Source organism: uncultured Endozoicomonas sp., from assembly GCF_947495845.1.
In the GTDB taxonomy this organism is placed as follows: domain Bacteria; phylum Pseudomonadota; class Gammaproteobacteria; order Pseudomonadales; family Endozoicomonadaceae; genus Endozoicomonas.
Genome location: NZ_CANMAO010000009.1, coordinates 87,771 through 109,590 on the forward strand (window position 1 = coordinate 87,771; position 21,820 = coordinate 109,590).

The window sequence follows — 21,820 nt, forward strand, 5'->3', positions numbered from 1 at the left end:
ATAAATATTCAGGAAATTTTAATAAAAGCTTGGCGCAGCATAAACACTAACTGGCATACATTATGCTTTTTAATTGAAGAGTCTGGATGGCTGTTCGGTTTATGACTGTTGGAAATGGATTTTTGAGCTGCTGAATCAGCAGGTCATAAGAAGACGATTCTGCTGTTGTCTCCTCCTGATCATAACCCAACATTCATTCTCTTTTACTCTGTCCGTACACAATGGCAAGGCGAGATGTTATGTCCTTGTGTGAGATGTTTTCAATAACCTCAACACAGATATGGATGTGAATCATGGAAGTTCTATTCAATATTACCAATCTTAAGTCGCTGATCACGTTCGTTCATTTGGCCGGACTGGCTATTGGGTTAGGAGGGGCATGGGTTCTGGATGCTTTTATTGTTAAGCACCTGCATAACCCGATATCCAAAGATAAATATTTTACTATCGAATTCGTATCCAAGTTCGTTCTGGCTGGGCTTGTTATATTGTGGCTATCAGGTTTTTCGTTTATTGGTTATTACTACCTTTATACACCGGAGTTTCTAGTCAATCAGAAGGTATGGGGAAAGCTATTTATTGTTGTGGTTCTGACGTTGAATGGTTTCTTGGTGCATCGTGTTGTATTGCCGAGAGTCAACGATTCAATTGGTCGGTCATTGGCTGACTCTCTATCTGAAGCTGAGATAAAAAAACTGACCGTCATTGGTGTTGTTTCATTCATGTCATGGATATTCCCGGTTATCCTTGGAGTAAGTAAAACCTTGAACTTTTCAGTGCCAGCTATCGATATTATTGCCTTTTATCTTGTGGTTGTTGTCGCTGTAGCTATTTTTGCAAGTATTCTATCGTCTCGCGTTATTGGTAGGTCAGGGTTAAATAATCAACCCGAGGGGTAGCTAGGTTTTAATAACGATCGTCAGATTGGAAATCATGAGGCTATCGACATTTCAGCTTGCAGGGAGGAAGTACCAATGATGTCTTCACAAAATCATACGTCGATCGCCTTTTTCATCGCAGTGCTAATATTTGTGTCGTCTAATGCACAAGCCGGACGGTTGGATGGAAAATGGATTTCTAATCCAGAAAGAACCATTCAGAGTATGAAGGAAATTGGCAAGATATCTGATGAGAGAGTAGCCCTATTTTCCAACATTCTTGGAGATCTCAAGTTTAATTTTACTGATAGCAGGATGAGTGCGTCATTTTTATCCGATCCGAGTATTGCCTATGATGAGATAGAATTTGAAGTGCTTGTTGAAGATGAGACTTCTATCTTGATTTCATATGAAATCGCTCTGTTCGATAAGGATACTCAGATGTTTCACTTTTCTGAGGATGGTGACTGTATTTATCTAAGCCACGAGGCGTATCGAGACTACTTTTGTCAATGACGCACAAACAATTCAATGCATTTTGCAGCAACTTGCCCCATACAACGTATGTAATGCAGTGGGGTGGTTCCCATGTCTGGAAAATTGGCGGTAAGGTTTTTGCCATAGGCTTTGCCAGAAAAGACAGAAGCCCAGCTTTTACCTTTAAAGCGTCTGAAAATAACTATTACTTTTTGCGGGAAAAGGAGGGTTACCAACCAGCGCCGTATTTTGCATCTCGGGGTATGAAGTGGATACAGCAGTTCGACGAAGTCATCGCCGATAAAGAGGAGCTGGAATACTACATCATGGAATCTTATCGCATGGTAGCCCAGGGGTTAACGAAGAAAGTCCGAAGAGAGCTCGGGTTATCCATGGAGTAACCCGAGTATCAATTTAGTGCTGTAATTTTAGGCAGGCAGTGAAATGATAAGCGCTTCGTGCCCTGTCAGTGTTAAAAAATGTTTGATCCCATCAATGGGAACCACTGCCGTATTGGTGTTGTTGAGAGTATGGCATTGCACCGCTTCTGACGACCACACATCTTCATCCACCATCAATGTTACCTTTCGTTCCGGGTCGTTTATCAGGGCGAAAATGGACAGCGCACCTCGATCCAGATTCAGCTGTTCTTTCAAATTATCGACAGATGCCATCTGAAGCCGTTTCCCTGCCAGTTTACTGATGTGCTTCCAATCGAGATATTTGTGGTCTTCTATCACCAACAGATAAAACTGTCTGGCCTTTCGGTCACAGAGAAAGAGATTTTTGGCTCTGGAACCAGGCAATTCGGGGAACAAGTTATTGAACTCATCACAGCTGGTGACTGGCGGGTGAAACACCTTTATCCAGTCAGCGCCGTATTCTGAAATAAACCCATGAAGGTCGATCATGGAATGCTCTCAATGGTGGCTTTCAGTAGAGACCAGAACCGATCAACACTGGCAATATGAACCCGTTCCCATGGTGTGTGGGCATTCTCAATCTGAGGTCCAAAGGAGATCATATCCGTAGCGGGCATAGCAGCACTGAGAATACCGCATTCGAGAGCTGCGTGAATGATTTTGATCTCAGGTTCTTTATGGAACAGCTTCCTGAATTGTGCTGTCGCTAGAGAAAGCACATTGGAATCAGCATGAGGTTGCCAGCCCGGGAACAGGCCTGTTTGTTTCACCTCGGCTCCGGTGAGCTGAAAAAGACCGGTGATGTTGCCTGCCAGCTCCTGTGTAGCGCTGTCCACAAGGCTTCGGGTGAAACAGTCAATGGATATACTGCCATTGTCCATTGTCAGGACGCCAAGATTGTTTGAGGTTTCAACGACGCCGCTGAACTGATCGCTGTATCGTTTGATACCATGATGGCAACTATGTAAGGCATTGAGCCATATTGCCAAGTCGGATTCTCTGAAAACGGTGGCAGGTGCTTCTGCAGTAGAGCAGGCAAGATGAAAGTCAGGATCAATGTGAGCGAGCTCTTGTCGTATGGTTTGGCTCAGTTGGTCAATAATGGCATAGGCATTTTCGACCTGATCCAATCGAACGCCCACTAATGCTTTTGAGTCTCTTGGAATCGCATTATCCAGCACGCCACCATGGAAGCTGGCAAGACTCAAACCACAGGGTTTCAGTGCTTTTAATAGTCTTGCCATGGTTTGAATGGCATTCGCTCGTTGATGGTGGATATCACAGCCAGAATGCCCCCCTTTTAAACCAGAAATTTTCAGATCAAACCAATGATATTCTCTTGGTGCAGAGACCATTGAACACTTCTGACGAACTTCGACGTTTACACCGCCGGCGCAGCCTATATAAAGTGAACCGTCTTCTTCTGTATCCAGGTTAAGCAGAGTGTTACCGCTCAACAGGCTGGCATCAAGACCCTGGGCACCAGCCATGGTTGTTTCTTCGGTAACGGTAAACAGCGCTTCAATTGGGGCATGGCAGAGCGTGTTGTCTTCAAGAATGGCCATGATGGCTGCAACACCCACACCGTTGTCAGCACCTAGAGTGGTGTGAGTGGCAGTGAGCCATTCGCCATCCAGCTGTAAGGCAATAGGGTCTTTCAGAAAATCATGACCACTGTCTTCTGATTTTTCGGGCACCATGTCCAGATGGCTTTGTAAGATGATAGCGGGCTTGCCCTCAAACCCTTCTGACGCTGGCTTATAAACAATCAGATTCCCTGCAGTATCACGCACATGCTTCAGTTGAAGGCGTTCAGCAAAATCCGAAATATGTCTAACCAGTGCTTCTTCATGCCCGGATGGGTGTGGAATGCTGGCAATGTTCTGGAAGTGAGACCAGAGCGGAGCAGCAGATGTGCTATTAAGGTGATGTTCTACAGCCATTGAAGATCCCTTTTTTATTACATTAAAGTGTTGATAAACATTGTTGGTTGTTATGTGGGAAGGTGGATTGACTTGAGTCACAATCATTAGAGAAAACAAAAAATGGCAGCGCTTCTCTCCCTTGACCTTACAAGCAGTGTGCGTAAAATGGCGCACAAATTTGATTCTTTAAGTTGCTGTATTTTTCAGCAATTTTGAGGAAGAAGCAGCGGAGAAAGGCGAAATTTTATGCAAATTAAGGATTTAATGGAAAGAGCTGGTTATGAATCAGTCAATTCTATTGACCTTATTTGCCGTTTCTTCTCTGTTGGTAAAAAAGCCCCTTGATCAGGGGCTTTTTTTTGGGCCAGAAAAATGAAAGCAGTAGGTGAAAGACCAATGGAAAATCGGTTTCTAAACAGAAGTATAATCTCCATAGCCGACTTGGACAGGGAAGACATGGAGCAAGTACTGGACGTTGCGGCAGAGCTGAAAAAGAATCCACGGTCGGATCTGTTAAAAGGCCGGGTCGTTGCCAGCTGTTTTTTTGAAGCATCCACTCGTACCCGCTTATCCTTTGAAACGGCGGTTCAGCGATTGGGCGGCAGCCTGATCGGTTTTGCCGACGGTGGCAATACGTCGGCCAAGAAAGGGGAAACGCTGGCCGATTCTATCAAGGTTATTAGTTCTTACACCGATGCCGTGGTGATGCGTCATCCACAGGAAGGTGCGGCTCGGCTGGCTGCAGAGTTTTCCAGCGTACCGGTGATCAACGGTGGTGATGGTTCTAATCAGCATCCGACCCAGACATTGCTGGATCTTTTCAGCATCAAAGAATGTCAGGGCACGCTGGATAATCTGAAAGTTGCTTTTGTTGGTGATTTAAAATACGGACGCACCGTTCACTCTCTGGCTCAGGCTCTCACACACTTTAACGCGGAATTTACCTTTATTGCTCCAGATGCTCTGGCGATGCCGGACTACATTTTGCAGGAGCTGGATGAGAAGGGTATCAAATACAGCTGCGCAGAAAGCATCGAAGAAGTGGCTCATAAGACGGACATCATCTATATGACCCGGGTTCAGAAAGAGCGCTTTGATGAAACCGAATTCAAACACATTGCCTCCAACTATGTACTGACAAAAGCGGCGTTGAAAGAAGCGCCAGAACATTTGAAAGTGTTGCACCCACTGCCGCGCGTGGATGAAATTGCGGTTGAGGTGGATTCAACACCCCATGCTTATTACTTTGAACAAGCGCGTAATGGTGTTTATGCACGTCAGGCGTTGCTGGCTCTCATTCTTAACGAAGCTGTATTTTAAACGACTATCTGGGGGAGATTTATCATGAACAAGAAACTTCAGGTAGAAGCCATTGGCACAGGTACTGTGATTGACCACATTCCTGCTGGCCACGGTGTGAAAGTACTTGACCGTTTGCAGGTATTAAACAGCGACGCTCGCATTACGGTAGGTTTTAATTTGCCCAGCGACGAACTTGGCGCAAAAGACATCATCAAGGTAGAGGGTCGTCAGTTTACCGAGCAGGAAGCCAATGAACTGATGTTGTTTGCTTCGTCCGCCACTATCAATGTTATTGAAGATTATAAGGTGGTGGGTAAGTTTAAAATGTCCATGCCGGAAACCATGACCGGCGTGCTGGCCTGCCCGAATTCAAACTGCATTAGCCACAACGAGCCGGTTCAGAGTCAGTTTTCTCTGAAGCAGGGAAAGATAGATGTGATGATGAAGTGCCATTACTGCGAGAAATCGTTCAGTAAGAATATTGTGACAGAGCTGCATTAATAACGCAGGTAGCTTCCGGGGAGCTCTGATAACAGATAACCCCGGAGCCGTCACAAATTTTGAGGACGTGATAAAAGGCCTGCTGATTATCAGGTAAGATGCCATGTTTACTCAAATAAGACTGCGATAATGAAGAAAGCAATTAGCCTTTCCCTGCTGTTACTCTCAAGCACTTACGGCTATGGCGATATAGTGGGTGCCAAATTCGGCGGTGATGTGTGGGAAACCAAAGACCATGGCACCGCTGGATCAATTTATGCTCAGATTGAACACCCTGTACCTCTACTCCCAAACGTTGCATTGAGAGCGACTGGCTTCGAAGGTGATAAGGATGGATTCAATACTGCAGACGCCTATGGCTATTACGAAATACTGGACAATAGCCTTGTATCCGTAGACCTGGGAGCAGGGCTTCATCGAATTGATGGCAGTGATCACTATGATGCAACATTACCCATGGTGATTGCAGATCTTGAGTTGTTGCCTAACAATGATCTGTCTTTTTATGCCAGGGCAAGTTATGGCAGAGGCTCCGATGATACTGTCAAAGATGTTGCTGCAGGTGCTCGTGTAGAACTGTTTCCTGCGGTTTATCTGCAGGCTGGTTATCGTCAGTACACCGTTGAAACTGACGGCAGCCATGCCCAGTCCGATAAGATCAAAGGCTTCACTGCCGGCGTTCATTTGGATATTTAAACTAAATGAGCTGGGAGGTTTTGCCTCCTTGCTCTTAAAGCAGTTTTCTCGCCGGAAAAAGTAAGCGAGCAAAGATTAACCCTGCCAGAATCGACATAAACATCATAAATGTGTGCACACCAATCTGTGGCAGGTCGATAAAAGCGACACCGTTGATGGCACTGTCCAATCCGATATACGCCTTACTTCCCGGTACCAGTAATACGACACCGTGCAACAAAATAATCAGCGACGATTTGTTAGTAATGCGTGACCAGATATTACTGTAGATCCCCACAAGCAAAGCGCCAACAAATGGCCCCATACCTTCTCCAAGATACTCTGCACCAAAACGTGCTCCCCCGAATGCAATAAAGCAGCAAAGCAAACTCCAGGGGATATCTCGCAATCGGTTTTTGAAAACAATGACCAGCGAAAGTGACAGTAATGGAATCGCGATCCAGTCCATCCATGCTGGAATATTGGAGATTGGCAATGTGGCAGGTTGCTCCCAGAACAACTTAACCAATGCATTACCAAGAGCAGAACCAAAATAGAGTTTGCAAAGGCAGAGCAGGCTGTCCATTAAACGACTGGTGCCGGAAATCAAATGCCTTGCAGCCAGATCCTTTAATGCAAGTGTGATAGAAAGCCCCGGGATAAAAACAATGATGCCCGATAAAACCACAAGATGGACGTTTATCTGCGGAAACCAATAGCTGGCCATCCCTGAAAACAGTGCAGCGGCTAACGCGACCAGAGGGTCTAGTGCTTCATTGCTGGAAGAAAATCGTTCTAACAGGCAAATCATACTGAACACAACTATGCCAGCCAGAAAAGAAATCCAGACTTCTGCCCAATTGAAACCAATCAGCATCGCGAAAGCTGCGCTGGTTATACCAAAGGCAAAGTAGGTGGTCGCCAGGCTGTAAGGGGCAGGCGCTGATAGAATTTCTTTCAGCTGAACAGACGCTTCAGCCACAGAAATAGTTTCACTGACAACGTCATCAACCAACTGGTCTGTTTTGGCAAGAGAGCCAAGATCCAAATCGCCGGGCTTTACGCGGATATGATAATTGTGTCGTTTTGATGAAATCTCGGGAATCCACAACACAACGGTGAGCAAGGTCGGCGAGACAATAAAGTAACCTTCCAGCCCAAGAGTATGGCAGACGTTCAGCATATGGCTTTCAAGGCGGAAAGCCGGCGTCCCGAATTTATGCAGAGCCTGTCCCAGCGCTACCAGAAAATCACGGCGCTGTCGGTAAGTCTTACGATCCACAATGTGTTGCTCAGGGTAATGGTCTCAAAGGGCTGGAAAGAATAGGATTTATGGCGGTGCAATAGCAAGACCTCTGGTGATAAATACCATGAGAGTAGGGAAGAATAAGTGAACAGCTATTCCCAGTGCTATTTAAGGGAATAACTGCTTGGCAAATTTTTCAGAATCGAAGTCTGTATGCCCTTAAAAGAGTGGGTGGCGGGCCAAATGAGTGGATAGATTATCTTCAGAGTCATCCGCTATTCACGCTTTTGACCCACTACCGTCAGGCAGTTGGAATAAAGCCTGCTTCCTGAAGGTGCTCAGTCATTTTATTAAACATGAGCTGTAACCCATTCATCGGGCGAAGCATGACTTCAAAATGCACGATCTGACCCTTTTCATTCCAGCGAATAAGGTCGATACCTTTTATATTTTTCCCATCCACTGTAGCGGAAAACTCCAGTGCCATGTTTGTTTCGTGGCCATCTCTCTCAACCCATTGCCGGTGATATTGAAAATCTTTAAAGATCTCAATCACCATTTGTAAAATGTATTGGGTTACCGGGCGCCCGACCTTGGGCTTCCAGAGAGTTGGCGAATGAAACTCTACATCGTCATGCAATATGGCACTCAGTTGTTTCATATCTCGTTTGAACACAACGTTATGCCACTGATCCAGATACTGTTGGCTCATAAAGGCACTCTTTTTATTGTTTGAATTAGCCGGCGACTCGTAACTTATCCGCAACTTATCTTTTGATCTTAGCGGTGTCAAGATTGCGCGCCAAATGAAAATGCAATTCCCATTTGGCTTTATCAGATTGGGTACTTATGTGAAGGGATTATTTTGTTTCAGGAACGTAACCATCAGCCGCATCCACCGCTTCACCTTTGAAGTACTTATCCATCTGTTCGGTGAGATACTGACGAGCCTCGGGCTGCATAAGATTCAGGTGCTTCTCGTTGATCAGCCGGGTTTGGTGAATTTGCCATTCGGTCCAGGCTTCCTGGGAGACATTTTCAAAAACCCACTGGCCTTTTGGGCCCGGCAGAGGTGGAACCATCAGGCCTTCTGCCTCTTTCTTAAGTCTTACGCAGTGAACCATTCTGGTCATATTGTTATCTCGCTGTACTGTTTTGTTGAGCTGAGCTGTTGGCGTTATCTTAACTGTAAAACGGATGACTAAGAAGAGCAGCTGATTTCCAGCTTTTTGCCCCAGTCCGGTGGCGCATCGGCATAATGTTCCAAATCAGGGTGATCATCATAGGGTGCAGTGAGTACCGCCATCAGGCTTTCCATTTCCTGATAATCGCCTTTCTCCGCTTTTTCGATCGCTTGCTGGGCAAGATAGTTCCGGAGAATAAACTTTGGATTCACCTGCATCATCTGAGTTTGGCGTGCTTGATGGTCAGTGGTGCCCGTTGCTAACCGGAGGTGGTATGCAGTTAGCCAAGGCGCTAATGATGGGTGATTCACCCGCTCGGTCAGAGCGTGTTTGGCATTATCTGAGGGCAAGTCACAGAGCGTACGAAAGAAGATCGTGTAATCGCAACGACTGTCATGAAGCAGTTGGAGTAAATCGGTAACCAGTTGATCATCGCCTTCTTGCTTATTCGAAATGCCAAGCTTGGTGAGCATCAGCTCCATATAAGTGTCAGTGTAGATTTTTGGGTATTCATCCAGTGCCGTTTGAATCAGCTCGGCATTATCAAACAAGGGCACCAATGCCTGCCCAAGCCTGCCAAGATTCCAGTGACCGATCTCCGGCTGTTGACTGAAGGCATAGCGACCCTGATGGTCGGAATGGTTACAGATGTAATGCCAGTTGAAGTCATCCATAAAACCATAGGGGCCGTAGTCAAAGGTGTCGCCAATGATGCTCATGTTATCGGTATTCATAACACCGTGGGCAAAACCGGCAGCCTGCCATTTGGCAATCAATTTTGCTGTGCGACGGACGACTTCTGCGAAAAACAACCGGTAACCTTCATCGGTGCCGGCATGCTCTTGCATGCCTTCGAGATCAGAAAAGTTATTTTCAATGGTGTAGTCCGCCAGGGTCTTCAGAGCTTCGTGATTTCTGGTGTAGTAGAAGTATTCGAAGTGACCAAAGCGGATATGGCTTTTCGCCAATCGCAGAAGGGTTGAGCCTGCTTCGGTGGTTTCCCGATAAACCGGTGTATCGCTGGTGACCACACAGAGTGCCCGGGTGGTTGGAATACCAAGATGGTGCAATGCTTCTGATGCCAGAAATTCACGGATGCAGGAGCGCAATACCGCTCGACCATCGCCAGAGCGAGAGTAAGGCGTCGGGCCCGAGCCTTTCAGGTGTAGATCCCACTTTTCGCCTTGATCATTGACCACTTCGCCCAGCAATAATCCACGACCATCGCCCAGTTGAGGGCTATAACCACCGAACTGATGCCCTGAGTAAACCATGGCAAGAGGGGCTGAACCGGAGAAAAGCTCATGGCCGCCACACATTTTTGTGAGCGTATCCAGGTTTTGAGAAGACGATTCAAATCCGATGAGGCCCGCTGCAGATGGGCTGATAACCACCAGTTGTGGGTTATCCAGCGGTGCCGGGTTCAGCTTGGTGAAGAAAATATCGGGTAAACGGGAAAAGGTATTATTAAAATTCATAGCGCATTATGGCTATAAACCCGTCGACTTTGAAGTTATCTAACCATTGGTGGGCGTATTTCAGGGTGAGAAATGTTTGATTTGCATGTTCCAGCGCGAGGCCAAGATCAAACTGATAACGGCGGCGATCTGTGCTGGTGGCATCAATCATGAAAAGAGTGCCCGCTTTATCGAAACTGGCAACGACATCAATGGGATCATCTTTGAAATTATGAAAACCCTTAATGCCCATTTCGGGTTTAAAGAGAAGCGTGCCTGTATTTAGACTTCCCATGAGCCTTAAACCTCCGCCCGCTTCTTTGATGTGGTATTTTTTATTGATGGGGTGGTTCCAAAAAGGCCTATTCAGCGGAAGTCTGGTTTGGCTGTGAACATTATCCGTTTCGATGGTATAGCGATTGAAAGATGCCCAAGGCTGCCATTGCCAGTGTTGCCCAAGAGCATACGTGTAGCCAGCGTTCAGGCTGAATCCTCGATGCTGGTTGTCATACCGAAGTTTATGCTGATCTTGATTGCCACGGTTTTCACCTCTGGCATATTGCAGCTGGCCATGGAAAAAGAAATTATCCTCGTACCACGATGTATTAATGCCAACGATATGATCTTTTGTGTCTAACTGGCTGTTGTCGTCTTTACTGTGGATATCTCCTCGAGCTGCGGTATAAAAAACGCCGGTTGTTATTTCCTGCTCTTTTCCCAGCGCTGTGTTCCAGCCCAAGGAATAGCCGTGAGTTTTCATTTTGAAACCAGGCATCTGTTGTTGATACGCCTGATTTGCATGGCTATGGGAATATTGAACCCATAGGTTTGATGCAAAACCAAGTTTGTTGTCAGTCGTTGCGAGTTGCCAGTATTCCGGTGATGGCTCTAAGGCGTTGACCAAAGAAACTGGGAGACACAAGACTAAGATCAGCCCATATGTTTTCAGAAAGCAAACCAATACGATAAATATCCAATATAAAATCTCTCTGGAAGTGTAGAGCAGGTTTGCTCGTATGAACGGTTACCTCAGACAGATATTCAACTCCGGAAGTGTGTATGGATTAACGTTTGTTTGTTGGTGCCGTCAGGACAGCCTTTGCTAACATATGCTGGAGGATGTAGTAGCCAGCCATTGCCGGAGAGGCATTGCTATCAACATCCAGATTAGCAATGTCCAGTGCATAGACGGTAATGTGGTATTGATGAGGTTTGGCATCAGGAGGAGGGCAGGCGCCACCATAGCCTTCAAAACCGAAGTCATTACGCAGCATGCGAGCCCCTTTGGGCAATTGTTTACCGCCTTCTTTCCCTGCATTTTCAGTAAGGCTGTGAACATCACCTGCAATGTTAATGACAACCCAATGCCACCAACCACTGCCGGTCGGGGCATCGGGATCATACATCGTTACGGCAAAGCTTTTTGTTCCCTTAGGTACTTTATCCCACTGAAGCTCAGGTGAGACATTTTTACCGGTACATCCCCAATGGTTGAAAATCTGCTGGTTGTGAAACGATTGACCATTGGTTACCTGAGGGCTTTTCAGGTTCATCGTAACCGTTTGTTTTTCCGCTCCCCAAGTAGAAAGGCTTATAGAGAGTAACCCTGCAACGAGAAGAGAAACTGCATACTTCATTGTGCTCTCCGTTATCTGCAAATTTATACTGCTTATAAGGGTAGCACCTCACGTAAAAATTGAACGACGAAAAACTTATATTCCGTTTTTTTATGAAGCCACTCCGATCAGGTCTTATAAAGCCTTTTGCAACTTGCCAAGCAGTTTACTGACTGGTGCTGCAAGCCCCAGTTCTGGAAGTGTTGCCAATGGGAACCATTTGAGCGAGTCGCCATCCTTGATGGAATAATCAGTATCACTATCAGGGTACTCAATAAATGACAGAGCTGGCGTAATATCCAGATGATAATGACTAAAAGTGTGTCGGAAAGGTTGCCAGAAATCACAATCACCCAGTTGCAGACCCGTTTTTTCTTTTGCCTGCTCCTTAACCTGATCAAGACCTAATACCTCTGGAAATCCCCAAAGGCCGCCCCAGATACCCGAAGGTGGACGTTTTTCCAGAAGAATCTCACCAAACTGGTTGACCACCATAAGCATGATGGTGGACTTTTCGGGTTTGGCTTTTTTTGGTTTGGATTCGGGGTAGAGTTTTTCCTGTCCTAGTCGGTGAGCAACGCAATCATCAGATACTGGGCAGATGTCGCAGGTAGGTTTGCTTCGTTTACAGACTGTGGCACCCAGATCCATCATAACCTGAGTGTAATCACCGGTTCTGTGATCAGGTGTTAACTGATCCGCCAGCTCCCAAAGCTGGTTGCTAATGGTCGTCTGACCGGGCCAGCCGGGAATGGCAAAGTAACGGGTAAGCACTCGTTTCACATTGCCATCCATAATAGGCGCCCGGATTCCCATGCTGATGGAAGCAATCGCGCCAGCAGTTGAGCGACCAATGCCGGACAGTTCCATCAGCTGTTCAACCGATTTGGGAAACTCGCCATCAAATTGCGCAACCACCGCTTTAGCGGCTTTATGAAGATTCCTGGCACGGCTGTAGTAGCCTAAACCACTCCAGTGGTGGAGCACTTCATCTTCATGGGCTGCCGCAAGGGTGAACACATCTGGAAAACGAGCCATGAATTTTTGATAGTAGGGAATCACTGTCGTGACCTGAGTCTGCTGGAGCATAATCTCGCTGATCCAGACCCGGTAAGGGGTTTTATTCTGCTGCCATGGTAGGTTTTTACGGCCATGGTGGTCGAACCAGCGAAGAATTTTCTGGCTAAAAACTTGGGTGCTTACTTCGTCTTTTATGGTCATTTAGAATTTGATGTGAAACTTCTGACCGCTTTAGATAAATAGCGGTCAGAAGTTGTTTACTATTTAAAAAGGCCTTTCAGCAGATCCTTAACCGGCCCCTGTACCTTTTCTTCGATTTTCTGTTGCAGCTTATTACTCGCTACGCTGGAAATAACGTCACCAATACGTTTGGTGTCCACTCCACACTTAGGCGCGTCCAAATAGCCGTGGCAACGTACTGGCCAGGTGACGTTTACATAATCCTTGTTGATCTGGCAGGCCGGATCACTGTCTGGCGATTCTTCGCCACGGATATTCAGGCCAATATGATAGTCCATTTTCCGGTCCACAAGATTTACGTATCCATCCCCTTTCAGGTTCATGTTAGCGAGTGCGGCAATGAGGTTCTTGTTTTCGGCAACGCCATTGGTGATAACAAAGGTGCCGCTCAAGTCGGTAAAGTGTGTAGTGCTTCCCCAGTCCTTTGTTTGCAGCTCTTTCTTGCGCACAAAAGCCACGGTTTCGCAGACCATTTTGTCGAAATTGGCTTCTGTGAATGCGCCTTTATTGATCTGGAAGGCGATATCGCCATTGAGGTTTTTAGTGAGGGTGCTGGCGTACTGACCATGAGTGTTTAATTTCATAGTGGCATTGACGTCACCTTCCACAGGTTTTAGATCAGGCAATGGTTTGGCCAGGGCGTGTAGGTTGATGCCTTTCAGCTTGCCATTAGCTGCCATTTTTGGATTGCCAGCCTTACGCACATCAAGAGTAGACGTCAGATCAATAGTACCCTGATAAAAGGCTGAGCCAATTTTGATTTCCTGCGTGCCATTAGCCGCTTTAATGCCCACTGATGGTTTCTCGAATAGAAGTTTGGCGACCGTGAGGGATTCCAGCGTCAAAGAGCCATCCAGGTTCAACCCGCGGAGCATGGCTTCAGGAATCAACGGGTGTTCTTTGGGCGGTGAGGATTGTGTCTGATTTGTTGTTTCTCTGTCGTTATTATTAGGGCTGTTTTCAGCAGCTGCTGGCTCTGAACTGGCGGCTGGTGGCAGATATTTATCCACATTCAGGTGATTGCCTTTGAAAGCAAATTTCATATCACCTCGTTCAATGCTGGACATCTTGAAGTTCCCGTTCAGGGAAAAGTCGTCTAATTGGAATGTCAGCTTTTCTGCATTCAGGCTTTGACCATTCGTATTGAAATGACTGTCAAAAGCGACTTTGGTCAGTGCCTTCGGATCAGCCATAGGGGGGAGCTGAAGTTTGATTTGCTTTGCAAGATTGGCAGCATTAAATGCATTCACCCCAAGGTTGCCTTGAACCAACATCGGTTCCTGCTGGTAAAGAAGGTTGCCGACAATGCTGACGGTTTCTGCTTTGGCCGTATCCGGGCTGGCGCTGATATTGAGCTTTTCAAGCCGGTAGGTGCCCGCCGCCAGATTAAACGTCATATTGCCCATGATGGATGTATTCAGTGCCAGATCGGGCATTTCTACATGGGCTTTCAAATGAAAATCGAAAGGCTGTTGGCTGCGAATAGCGCCGGTAGTCAGGCTGGCGTTATCAATAATGTATTTCTGGCCAGCTTGTTGATCGTCATAACTAATTAACAGATCACTGACGTTTACACTGGCAATGTTGAGCTTGATTGCGGATGCGCTGGTGCTGGATTCCGTGCTTTTTGTGTCAGTTGTTGTGTCAGTTGTTGTGTCAGCGGGGTCAGAGGTTGTTGCAGGTTGTTGTTTGGTCGTGACCGGCGCTGAGACTTCCCAGTTGCCAATCCCGGATTTATTTTTTACCAATGTTAATTCAAGGCCTTTCAGCTCAAGGGTTTGCATTTCAATCCGTTTGCTCAATAACGGAATGACTTTAACACTGACATCAGCAGAACCCAGCTTTGCGAGTTTTGAGTTGTGCTTGCCCTCAACCGCAACATCGGAAAGAGAAAGGCCAACCCAGGGAAAAATCGACCAGCCGATATCGCCATTGATGTTTACCTTCAGGCCAGACTGGTCATAAATCGTTTGGGTGATGTCGCCACGAAACTGGTTCGGGTCAATAAATCGTGGAAGGAGTGCTGCAGCAATGACAACCAGCAGAACCAATGCCGCCAGCAAAACGGCAATGAACTTAATAGCGCGGTTCATGGATAGCCTCAGGGAATGTCTGGGAATGGGTTTTAGATATTTAAATCTATCTTAACACTATTGTCGTGTAGGTAAATTTATATGGCAGGCGGATGCGAAAAGCAGCCTCGAAAAGGAAGTGCTTAAGCCAGAGCGTTACAGCGTGGCTACGCTCAGTTTTCTCAGGGAATCCACAGGGCGGGTCCATGGGTGTAATACGGTGGCAATGGTTTGCATTGACGGTGTTTTTAATGCACGAATGGCTTCCTGGCTATTTCTGTATTGTCCTTGCACAAGAACAAACCACTGTCTGCTACCTTTTTGCACCCGCACGGTCATAGCATCCTGCAGCTGTGGGAAGCGCTGCTTAAGCTGTTCTATTGATTGCTCATTGGACGATGAGAACCACTGAATAGTGTATGCATCACCTGGCGTGTTCAGTAATGAGCTGAGTTGTTGCTGGTCATTATTTATAATCGGCATAGACTTTGGTTCAGGCATTCTTTGTGTCACTGTTTGTGGCAATGTCGAATAGTTGCTGGCGACTGGTTTTGCCCGTGAGCGTTCTGAGCGGCTATGGACAATGTACTCACGATTACCCGGATCATCAGTGCCGATCCAGTGTCGTTTCTGGATAGATGGCTCCAGTGCCGGACCAACCCATGCATGGTTATCCTGAACCGTGTTGCCGACCATTGTCTGCAGATCAGCCACGCGCCTCACTTTTGGCGAGAAACGGGTAGAGATGCGTGCAAGGGATGGGGTCAGTAAAGCATCCAAAGCTGCTGCACGATTAACAAACAACATGCTCACCAGCATATAACGTTTTCGGTTGTTTCTATTGTAACGAACTATCTGAGTGTTCTGTAGTTCGCTGTAACGCAGCTGTGCTCGTTCCAGAGAGGCTTTTCGGTTGGAGCTCATCCACTCTATGGTATAACTTCTGGGGTTTGCTGTTAGAACATTCATCGCATACTGCAGCTGCGGATGGTAGGACGGTTCTCTGCGAAGCTTTGGTTGTTGAGCCGGTTTGTTGTAAGAAACTGGTTGGGTGTTTTGCAGGTTATAATCCACTTCGTGTGACGATTGCTGATCGACTTTTGGGTTTATATAGGCCGAAACGCTGGTGTGATTAGACTGTGATTTAGACTGTGAGTTGTCTGCGTTCTGGTAGCTCTGTTGTTGAGTACTGCTATTATTGCCCGAGTTAGTTACTTCGTCGAATTCAGCCCCGTAGGGTAGAACCATCTCGCGGCCGTTCTCATAGCCACGCTCATAATGAGAGTTACTCTGGCGATTCGCAACGACCTCAACTTGTTGCGATGAGTAGTTATCATTATAAGTCGGTGGGTCAATGTATTGCTGATTTATATAGGGTGCTGTTTGTTCTGTGGTTACCAACAATGGCGTAGAGTAAGAAACTCGCTCTTGAGTCGGGTCTTGCCAGTTGTTCTTTGCAACTCGGTAGCTGGGATTTGAAACAACAGGGTTCAGCTTTTGAATGCTGGCCAGAGACCGAGTCCAGGGATAAAGCTCTCTTGCCATTGCCGATCGTGGTGGTGACTCCAATTCCACCATGGCATCGGTGCGACTTTTAAATGGACCGTCGAGAAGCACGAACCAGGTATTTCCGGAACGTTCATATTTTGCAATCAGTGCGTCTTTAAGGACAGGGTACCGCTGTTTTAATGCTTCTAGTTGTCCGCGTTCTTTTGCGGCCATCCATTGGAGCACGTATTGATTGCCCGAGAGATTTAATAAACGGTTTTCAGGGGCAATATTGATATATGGTTCTGAAAAATCAGGTTGTAAATTGTTTTGTGAATAAACAGGTTTATTTAATTCTGGCTGCTGTGAAGCTGGTGAAGAGTTCGGCGGTGCCTGAATTGATTTTGACTTGTTAGTGTTGTGAGTGTTGCGGGCATAACGATAATTCGGATCCACCAAATTATTACACAGCCTTTGTTGGGCTAAGCCAGAATCGCATCGCCAAGATATATTGGAGGCCAATGGTTTTGGCGGCAACAGCAGACTTTCTGCAACGGGTGCAGAGAGTGAAGTCAAGGCGGCCACGACACAAAGCCGGAGTTGTTTTTCCTTAAACACTCGACCGGGCATGGTAATCAAATCCTTCTCTGTAAATTACACGATACCTGACAAGTGACTAAAATCAACCTTTAATAGTCACCGCTTTTATTTATTCAGGTCTCCAATATTAATCAGCGTCTGATTAATAGCTAAACTTAATACTCATCCTTCAGGGTTACTCGGGTGAATTATGATTTTCTTTACAGGTTTTTTTTTGGGATTTGATTTTTTGTTTTTCTTATTCTACTGATTTCTATATTCAAGGTGTTTGAAATGTTAAATTTAAAGTGCACTGTCTTCTATATATTTCGAAAAAGAATAACGGGAGTTTTATTTGGCATTTTACTTTTCTTATATCCTTTTATTGTCCGCGCAAGTGAATGCTATCCGGTAGTCGATCAAAATAGTCCGCAATATATGATCGGGTATGGTGATTTGCTTTATGGTCAATCAGAAAACAGAAACTATCAGCATGCCATACCTGTAAAGGTTGATGGCTATAAGAGAGGTTGGCTTACTAAAAGCGGTGCTGGTGATACGCTTAAAAAAACCGACCTTGGCGTCATGCAATCAGTAGGAAGTGTGTTTAACGGCATACTGTTTCCTATTACGCCTTCAGAGATTCGATATACAGACCGTCAGCAGATACAAACCTGTCGGATTCAGATACGCCCCGACCAATTGGCTGCCATGACCAACAGCCGTATTCCAGAGCAAGGGCAGTTCTGGATTTATCAGACTCGCGCTAAATTCTATGAAAAACCATCGTCTGATTACCCGATTCGTATATCTGCAGTGGATGAATTTTTAACAGGCTGTATAAGGATTGCAAAGCAGTTTCAGCTAAAGAGTTATCCTGAGGAATGTGTGGCAACTACCTGGTTCTGGTCATCCCACTGGGTAAATGATCGTCCCCAACCTTTGAAGCCAAAGCCTGCACAGGTTGATCGTAAAGCAGTCAATAAACTGCTGGAGAGTCTGGAGGGTGATATATTTGGGCAAGTCAGAGCTGATTAAATCCGGCGCTCCATATATACCCGTCGCGTAGCAACTTGAAATCCTTTGGGTATAATGCAAGCTCCCGGAAACAGAATATATGAATAATCCAACCGGAGATTTGCATGGCTCAGCGCAAGGCCAGTGTTGAAAGAAACACTCTGGAAACACAAATTCGTGTTGCCATCAATCTGGATGGCACGGGTAAAGCCACCTTCGATACGGGCGTACCCTTTCTGGACCATATGATGGATCAGATTGCCCGTCATGGTTTGATTGATCTGGATATCAAGGCAGTGGGTGATAACGAGATCGATGACCACCACACCGTAGAAGATATCGGTATTACCCTTGGGCAGGCATTTGCTAAAGCGGTGGGGGATAAAAAAGGTATCTACCGGTACGGTCACGCCTATATTCCCCTCGATGAAGCATTGTCACGAGTGGTGATCGATTTTTCTGGCCGACCAGGATTGGAATACAACATCGACTTCACCCGAGCCATGATCGGTCGTTTCGATGTCGATCTGTTTTATGAGTTCTTTCAGGGCTTTGTGAATCATGCGGGTATCACCCTGCACATTGATAACCTTAAAGGCCGCAACGCCCATCATCAGATAGAAACCGTCTTCAAGGCTTTTGGTCGAGCCCTGCGCATGGCACTGACTCCGGATCCACGAATGGCCGGACAAATGCCATCCACCAAGGGAACGCTCTAGCATGCAAACGGTGGCTGTCATTGATTATGGAATGGGTAATCTCCATTCCGTCAGTAAGGCGCTGGAACATGTTGCCGATACTGACACCCGAATCATTATCACCTCTAAACCAGAAGACATCCTTGCGGCGGATCGTGTTGTCTTGCCCGGCGTCGGTGCAATCCGTGACTGCATGGCAGAAATTATCCGGCACGGGGTTGATGATATTGTCCGGGAAATTATTAATACCCGACCATTGCTGGGTATCTGCGTAGGCATGCAGGTGTTGTTGGACCACAGTGAAGAGAATGGTGGTGTTGAGTGTCTTGGAATACTGCCTGGCGATGTGAAGCGTTTTGCTAACCCGCTTCAGGATGACGATGGCAATCGCCTGAAAGTCCCTCATATGGGCTGGAGCCGGATTCAACAGACAAATCCTTCCCACCCACTCTGGCAAGGGATTGAAGACAATAGCCGTTTTTACTTTGTCCACAGCTATCACGCTCATGTTGCTGATGCCTCGATGGTGGTTGGGAAAACAGAGTATGGCCTTGAATTTGATGTGGCTCTAAGCCATGAGAATGTATTTGCCGTCCAGTTTCATCCAGAGAAAAGTGCCGACAGCGGACTCAAGCTTCTCGAAAATTATTTGAAGTGGAAACCATAATAAGATGTTAATCATTCCAGCTATTGATTTGAAAGATGGTGCCTGTGTCCGTCTGCGTCAGGGTGAGATGGACGATGCTACGGTATTTGGCGATGACCCTGTGGCCATGGCAAGTCGTTGGGTAGACGCTGGATGTCGTCGATTGCACCTGGTTGATTTGAACGGTGCGTTTGCCGGCAAGCCAGTCAATGCAGAAGCAGTCCGTGGCATTACCAAAAAATACCCTGATTTGCCTGTGCAGATTGGCGGCGGTATTCGCGATCTGACGACAATAGAAGCTTATCTGGAGTCTGGTGTTTCCTGGGTAATTATTGGAACTAAAGCAGTGACAGATCCGGATTTTGTCAAGGAGGCCTGCCGACAGTTTGCTGGTCATGTGATTGTGGGCATCGATGCAAAGAATGGTTTGGTCGCTACCGATGGTTGGGCAAAAGTCACCGATGTTGAGGCTGTTTCTTTAGCGAAACAGTTTGAACAGGATGGTGTATCCGCCATTGTTTACACCGATATTGCCCGTGATGGCATGATGCAGGGTGTGAATGTGGAAGCTACACGACAATTGGCGAACAGTATGTCCATACCCGTTATCGCTTCTGGTGGTATCACTAATATGGATGATATTCGTGCTCTGAAAGCTGTATCCCATGAAGGCATTGAAGGCGCCATTACTGGCCGTGCAATCTATGAAGGTTCTCTGGATCTTGGAGAAGCTCAGCGTTATTGTCTTCAGTAACGATTTATACCCGTCGCCTTTCAAGTTGCTACTTTGTTGGCTTCGCTCGCTCACCCCAATCACCTACTATTCGTAGGCTCATGGGGATTCACTCGGTTGCCGCCGCGTAGCAACTTGAAATCCTTTGGGTATAGAGACCACATGATGAAAGATTCAGAATTTCCACCAGTTAATAGTCCGAGCATCAATCGGGATGATAAAAACATGGCGGTGCTATCGCACCTTCTGCCATTGTTTGGCTTTATGGTGCCTGGACTCAGTATTGTTATTCCCCTGCTTATCTGGCTTTGGAAAAGGGATTCATCCCCATACATTGAACACCATGCCCGGGAATCTCTGAATTTTCAGATTACTCTTGCTTTACTGATTGCCGTTTGGGTTGCGCTCAAACTAATGTTGGTGGGGTTATTACTGCTGCCATTAGTTCCGATTATCGCCATTGTAGTGTTGATATTTATGGTGCGAGCTGCCATGAAGGCGGGCAATGGCGAATTTTATCGCTACCCGATGACGCTGCGGTTGGTTAATTAAAAGAAGGTGCTGTAATGGGACTGGCTAAAAGAATAATTCCCTGTCTCGATGTCGAAAATGGGCGAGTCGTCAAAGGCGTTCAGTTTCTGGATATTCGTGATGCCGGTGATCCGGTAGAAGTCGCCCGTCGTTATAATGATGAAGGGGCGGACGAAATCACCTTTCTGGATATTACTGCCAGCCACGAAGGAAGAGATACCACGGTTCATACGGTAGAACGAATGGCCAGCGAAGTATTTATCCCTCTCACAGTAGGCGGAGGTATTCGCAAAGTCGAAGATATTCGCACCATGCTGAATGCTGGAGCCGATAAAGTCGGCATTAACACTGCCGCAGTGTTTAATCCGGACTTTGTTAAAGAAGCTGCGGATCGTTTTGGTTCTCAATGCATCGTTGTCGCCATTGACGCCAAGAAAGTCAGCCAGCCCGGAGAAAAAGATCGCTGGGAAATCTTTACCCACGGTGGCAGAAAACCAACCGGGCTTGATGCCGTTGAATGGGCCATGAAGATGGAAGCCTTTGGTGCAGGTGAACTTTTACTGACCAGCATGGATCAGGATGGTGTTAAAAACGGCTATGATCTTGGAGTGACCCGGGCCATTTCAGAAGCGACGGGAATTCCGGTAATTGCTTCAGGGGGTGCCGGAAACCTGGATCACCTGGTCGCCGGCGTTAAAGAAGGAAAGGCCGACGCGGTTCTTGCGGCCAGTATTTTTCATTTTGGGCAGTATTCTATTCCGGAGGCTAAGCAATATATGGCGTCATGTGGAATTGAAATGAGATTATAATAGTGAGATCAATTTACTGACATATTCTGGGACTGATTAAAGCCACTCGAAGCAGGCGTAGCGATTGTATTAATTGCCGCCGACTCTTTCAGCAGCGCGTTCCTCTATCTTTCTGACTATTGGGTTCGTATCGTTTGTAGGCAGTGCTGTGAACTGGTGATCTTCAGTCTTGGTTCTTAAACCAAGACAAGCAGTTAGACAGCTCGGAATAGATACCTCGAATCCGCAACAAGATACTTTTACGGCTTTCTTTTGCGCATTATTGTCACTCCCGAGCAGGGCGTAGGTTGAGCCAAAAGTGTTT

23 protein-coding genes are annotated in these 21,820 nt (G+C 46.5%); 12 read left to right on the forward strand and 11 right to left on the reverse strand.

All coding sequences use genetic code 11. The features are described from left to right. Window positions 1-293 precede the first annotated feature (293 nt). The 3 genes from Q1B11_RS08730 to Q1B11_RS08740 all read left to right on the forward strand — a co-directional run bounded on the left by Q1B11_RS08730 (window position 294) and on the right by Q1B11_RS08740 (window position 1,756). Window positions 294-899 carry a hypothetical protein gene (locus tag Q1B11_RS08730; protein WP_299730777.1) on the forward strand — a complete coding sequence of 202 codons (606 nt, stop codon included), beginning with the start codon at window positions 294-296 and terminating at the stop codon, window positions 897-899. Window positions 900-974: 75 nt separating this feature from the next. Beyond that, window positions 975-1,394 (forward strand): hypothetical protein, encoded by a 420-nt coding sequence (locus Q1B11_RS08735; RefSeq protein ID WP_299730779.1) that lies wholly within the window; start codon window positions 975-977, stop codon window positions 1,392-1,394. Further along, the gene (locus Q1B11_RS08740) at window positions 1,391-1,756 is read left to right on the forward strand and encodes an MmcQ/YjbR family DNA-binding protein (protein WP_299730781.1); all 366 of its coding nucleotides are present in this window, start codon (window positions 1,391-1,393) and stop codon (window positions 1,754-1,756) included. Before Q1B11_RS08735 ends, Q1B11_RS08740 begins: the two co-directional genes overlap by 4 nt. A 27-nt stretch (window positions 1,757-1,783) precedes the next feature. On the opposite strand, the gene Q1B11_RS08745 is transcribed toward Q1B11_RS08740, so the two are convergent. Beyond that, window positions 1,784-2,266 carry a YbaK/EbsC family protein gene (locus Q1B11_RS08745; RefSeq protein ID WP_299730783.1) on the reverse strand — a complete coding sequence of 161 codons (483 nt, stop codon included), beginning with the start codon at window positions 2,264-2,266 and terminating at the stop codon, window positions 1,784-1,786. Next, entirely contained in the window at window positions 2,263-3,720 is a 1,458-nt protein-coding gene (locus Q1B11_RS08750; protein ID WP_299730785.1) for an aminoacyl-histidine dipeptidase, read from the reverse strand. Before Q1B11_RS08750 ends, Q1B11_RS08745 begins: the two co-directional genes overlap by 4 nt. Before the next feature lie 378 nt (window positions 3,721-4,098). On the opposite strand from Q1B11_RS08750, the gene pyrB reads away from it, so the two are divergent. From pyrB to Q1B11_RS08765, 3 genes are all read left to right on the forward strand, one after another. Next, window positions 4,099-5,022: an aspartate carbamoyltransferase gene (gene pyrB, locus Q1B11_RS08755; protein ID WP_067586650.1), complete on the forward strand. Its 924-nt coding sequence runs from the start codon at window positions 4,099-4,101 to the stop codon at window positions 5,020-5,022. Between the two features lie 24 nt (window positions 5,023-5,046). Then, complete coding sequence (pyrI, locus tag Q1B11_RS08760) at window positions 5,047-5,505, forward strand: aspartate carbamoyltransferase regulatory subunit (RefSeq protein WP_067586344.1); 459 nt, start codon at window positions 5,047-5,049, stop codon at window positions 5,503-5,505. Between the two features lie 129 nt (window positions 5,506-5,634). Continuing rightward, window positions 5,635-6,201 (forward strand): hypothetical protein, encoded by a 567-nt coding sequence (locus Q1B11_RS08765; protein ID WP_299730793.1) that lies wholly within the window; start codon window positions 5,635-5,637, stop codon window positions 6,199-6,201. Window positions 6,202-6,235: 34 nt separating this feature from the next. Here the strand turns inward: Q1B11_RS08765 and Q1B11_RS08770 are convergent, their stop codons facing one another. The 9 genes from Q1B11_RS08770 to Q1B11_RS08810 all read right to left on the reverse strand — a co-directional run bounded on the left by Q1B11_RS08770 (window position 6,236) and on the right by Q1B11_RS08810 (window position 17,133). Beyond that, on the reverse strand, window positions 6,236-7,462 hold the full coding sequence (locus Q1B11_RS08770) for a threonine/serine exporter family protein (RefSeq protein ID WP_299730796.1): 1,227 nt from the start codon (window positions 7,460-7,462) through the stop codon (window positions 6,236-6,238). 265 nt (window positions 7,463-7,727) lie between these two features. Next, the gene (locus Q1B11_RS08775; protein ID WP_299730799.1) at window positions 7,728-8,138 is read right to left on the reverse strand and encodes a nuclear transport factor 2 family protein; all 411 of its coding nucleotides are present in this window, start codon (window positions 8,136-8,138) and stop codon (window positions 7,728-7,730) included. 148 nt (window positions 8,139-8,286) lie between these two features. Continuing rightward, window positions 8,287-8,559 carry an oxidative damage protection protein gene (locus Q1B11_RS08780; protein ID WP_299730802.1) on the reverse strand — a complete coding sequence of 91 codons (273 nt, stop codon included), beginning with the start codon at window positions 8,557-8,559 and terminating at the stop codon, window positions 8,287-8,289. Between the two features lie 68 nt (window positions 8,560-8,627). Continuing rightward, window positions 8,628-10,088 (reverse strand): protein adenylyltransferase SelO, encoded by a 1,461-nt coding sequence (locus tag Q1B11_RS08785; protein ID WP_299730805.1) that lies wholly within the window; start codon window positions 10,086-10,088, stop codon window positions 8,628-8,630. Further along, window positions 10,078-11,028, reverse strand: coding sequence for an autotransporter outer membrane beta-barrel domain-containing protein (locus Q1B11_RS08790; RefSeq protein ID WP_366139447.1), 951 nt, complete (start codon window positions 11,026-11,028; stop codon window positions 10,078-10,080). The genes Q1B11_RS08785 and Q1B11_RS08790 overlap by 11 nt, the downstream gene beginning before the upstream one ends. A gap of 103 nt (window positions 11,029-11,131) precedes the next feature. Then, window positions 11,132-11,704: a YbhB/YbcL family Raf kinase inhibitor-like protein gene (locus tag Q1B11_RS08795; protein ID WP_299730808.1), complete on the reverse strand. Its 573-nt coding sequence runs from the start codon at window positions 11,702-11,704 to the stop codon at window positions 11,132-11,134. A gap of 114 nt (window positions 11,705-11,818) precedes the next feature. Next, window positions 11,819-12,904: an A/G-specific adenine glycosylase gene (mutY, locus tag Q1B11_RS08800; protein WP_299730811.1), complete on the reverse strand. Its 1,086-nt coding sequence runs from the start codon at window positions 12,902-12,904 to the stop codon at window positions 11,819-11,821. Between the two features lie 59 nt (window positions 12,905-12,963). Continuing rightward, the gene (locus tag Q1B11_RS08805) at window positions 12,964-15,036 is read right to left on the reverse strand and encodes an AsmA family protein (RefSeq protein ID WP_299730814.1); all 2,073 of its coding nucleotides are present in this window, start codon (window positions 15,034-15,036) and stop codon (window positions 12,964-12,966) included. Between the two features lie 135 nt (window positions 15,037-15,171). Beyond that, window positions 15,172-17,133, reverse strand: a complete 1,962-nt coding sequence (locus Q1B11_RS08810; RefSeq protein ID WP_299730818.1) for a hypothetical protein — start codon at window positions 17,131-17,133, stop codon at window positions 15,172-15,174. A gap of 243 nt (window positions 17,134-17,376) precedes the next feature. Between Q1B11_RS08810 and Q1B11_RS08815 the strand changes: the two genes are divergently transcribed. The 6 genes from Q1B11_RS08815 (at window position 17,377) to hisF (ending at window position 21,516) form a co-directional block, all read left to right on the forward strand. Continuing rightward, window positions 17,377-18,120, forward strand: coding sequence for a hypothetical protein (locus tag Q1B11_RS08815; protein WP_299730821.1), 744 nt, complete (start codon window positions 17,377-17,379; stop codon window positions 18,118-18,120). A gap of 104 nt (window positions 18,121-18,224) precedes the next feature. Further along, a complete protein-coding gene (gene hisB / locus Q1B11_RS08820; RefSeq protein ID WP_299730824.1) occupies window positions 18,225-18,818 on the forward strand; it encodes an imidazoleglycerol-phosphate dehydratase HisB in 594 nt (197 codons plus the stop codon). 1 nt (window position 18,819) lies between these two features. After that, window positions 18,820-19,464, forward strand: a complete 645-nt coding sequence (hisH, locus tag Q1B11_RS08825) for an imidazole glycerol phosphate synthase subunit HisH (protein WP_299730827.1) — start codon at window positions 18,820-18,822, stop codon at window positions 19,462-19,464. Between the two features lie 4 nt (window positions 19,465-19,468). Beyond that, complete coding sequence (gene hisA, locus Q1B11_RS08830; RefSeq protein ID WP_067515547.1) at window positions 19,469-20,197, forward strand: 1-(5-phosphoribosyl)-5-[(5-phosphoribosylamino)methylideneamino]imidazole-4-carboxamide isomerase; 729 nt, start codon at window positions 19,469-19,471, stop codon at window positions 20,195-20,197. Between the two features lie 141 nt (window positions 20,198-20,338). Then, window positions 20,339-20,728 carry a DUF4870 domain-containing protein gene (locus Q1B11_RS08835; RefSeq protein ID WP_299730835.1) on the forward strand — a complete coding sequence of 130 codons (390 nt, stop codon included), beginning with the start codon at window positions 20,339-20,341 and terminating at the stop codon, window positions 20,726-20,728. Between the two features lie 14 nt (window positions 20,729-20,742). Then, window positions 20,743-21,516 carry an imidazole glycerol phosphate synthase subunit HisF gene (gene hisF / locus Q1B11_RS08840; protein ID WP_299730837.1) on the forward strand — a complete coding sequence of 258 codons (774 nt, stop codon included), beginning with the start codon at window positions 20,743-20,745 and terminating at the stop codon, window positions 21,514-21,516. The last annotated feature ends 304 nt before the right edge of the window (window positions 21,517-21,820 follow it).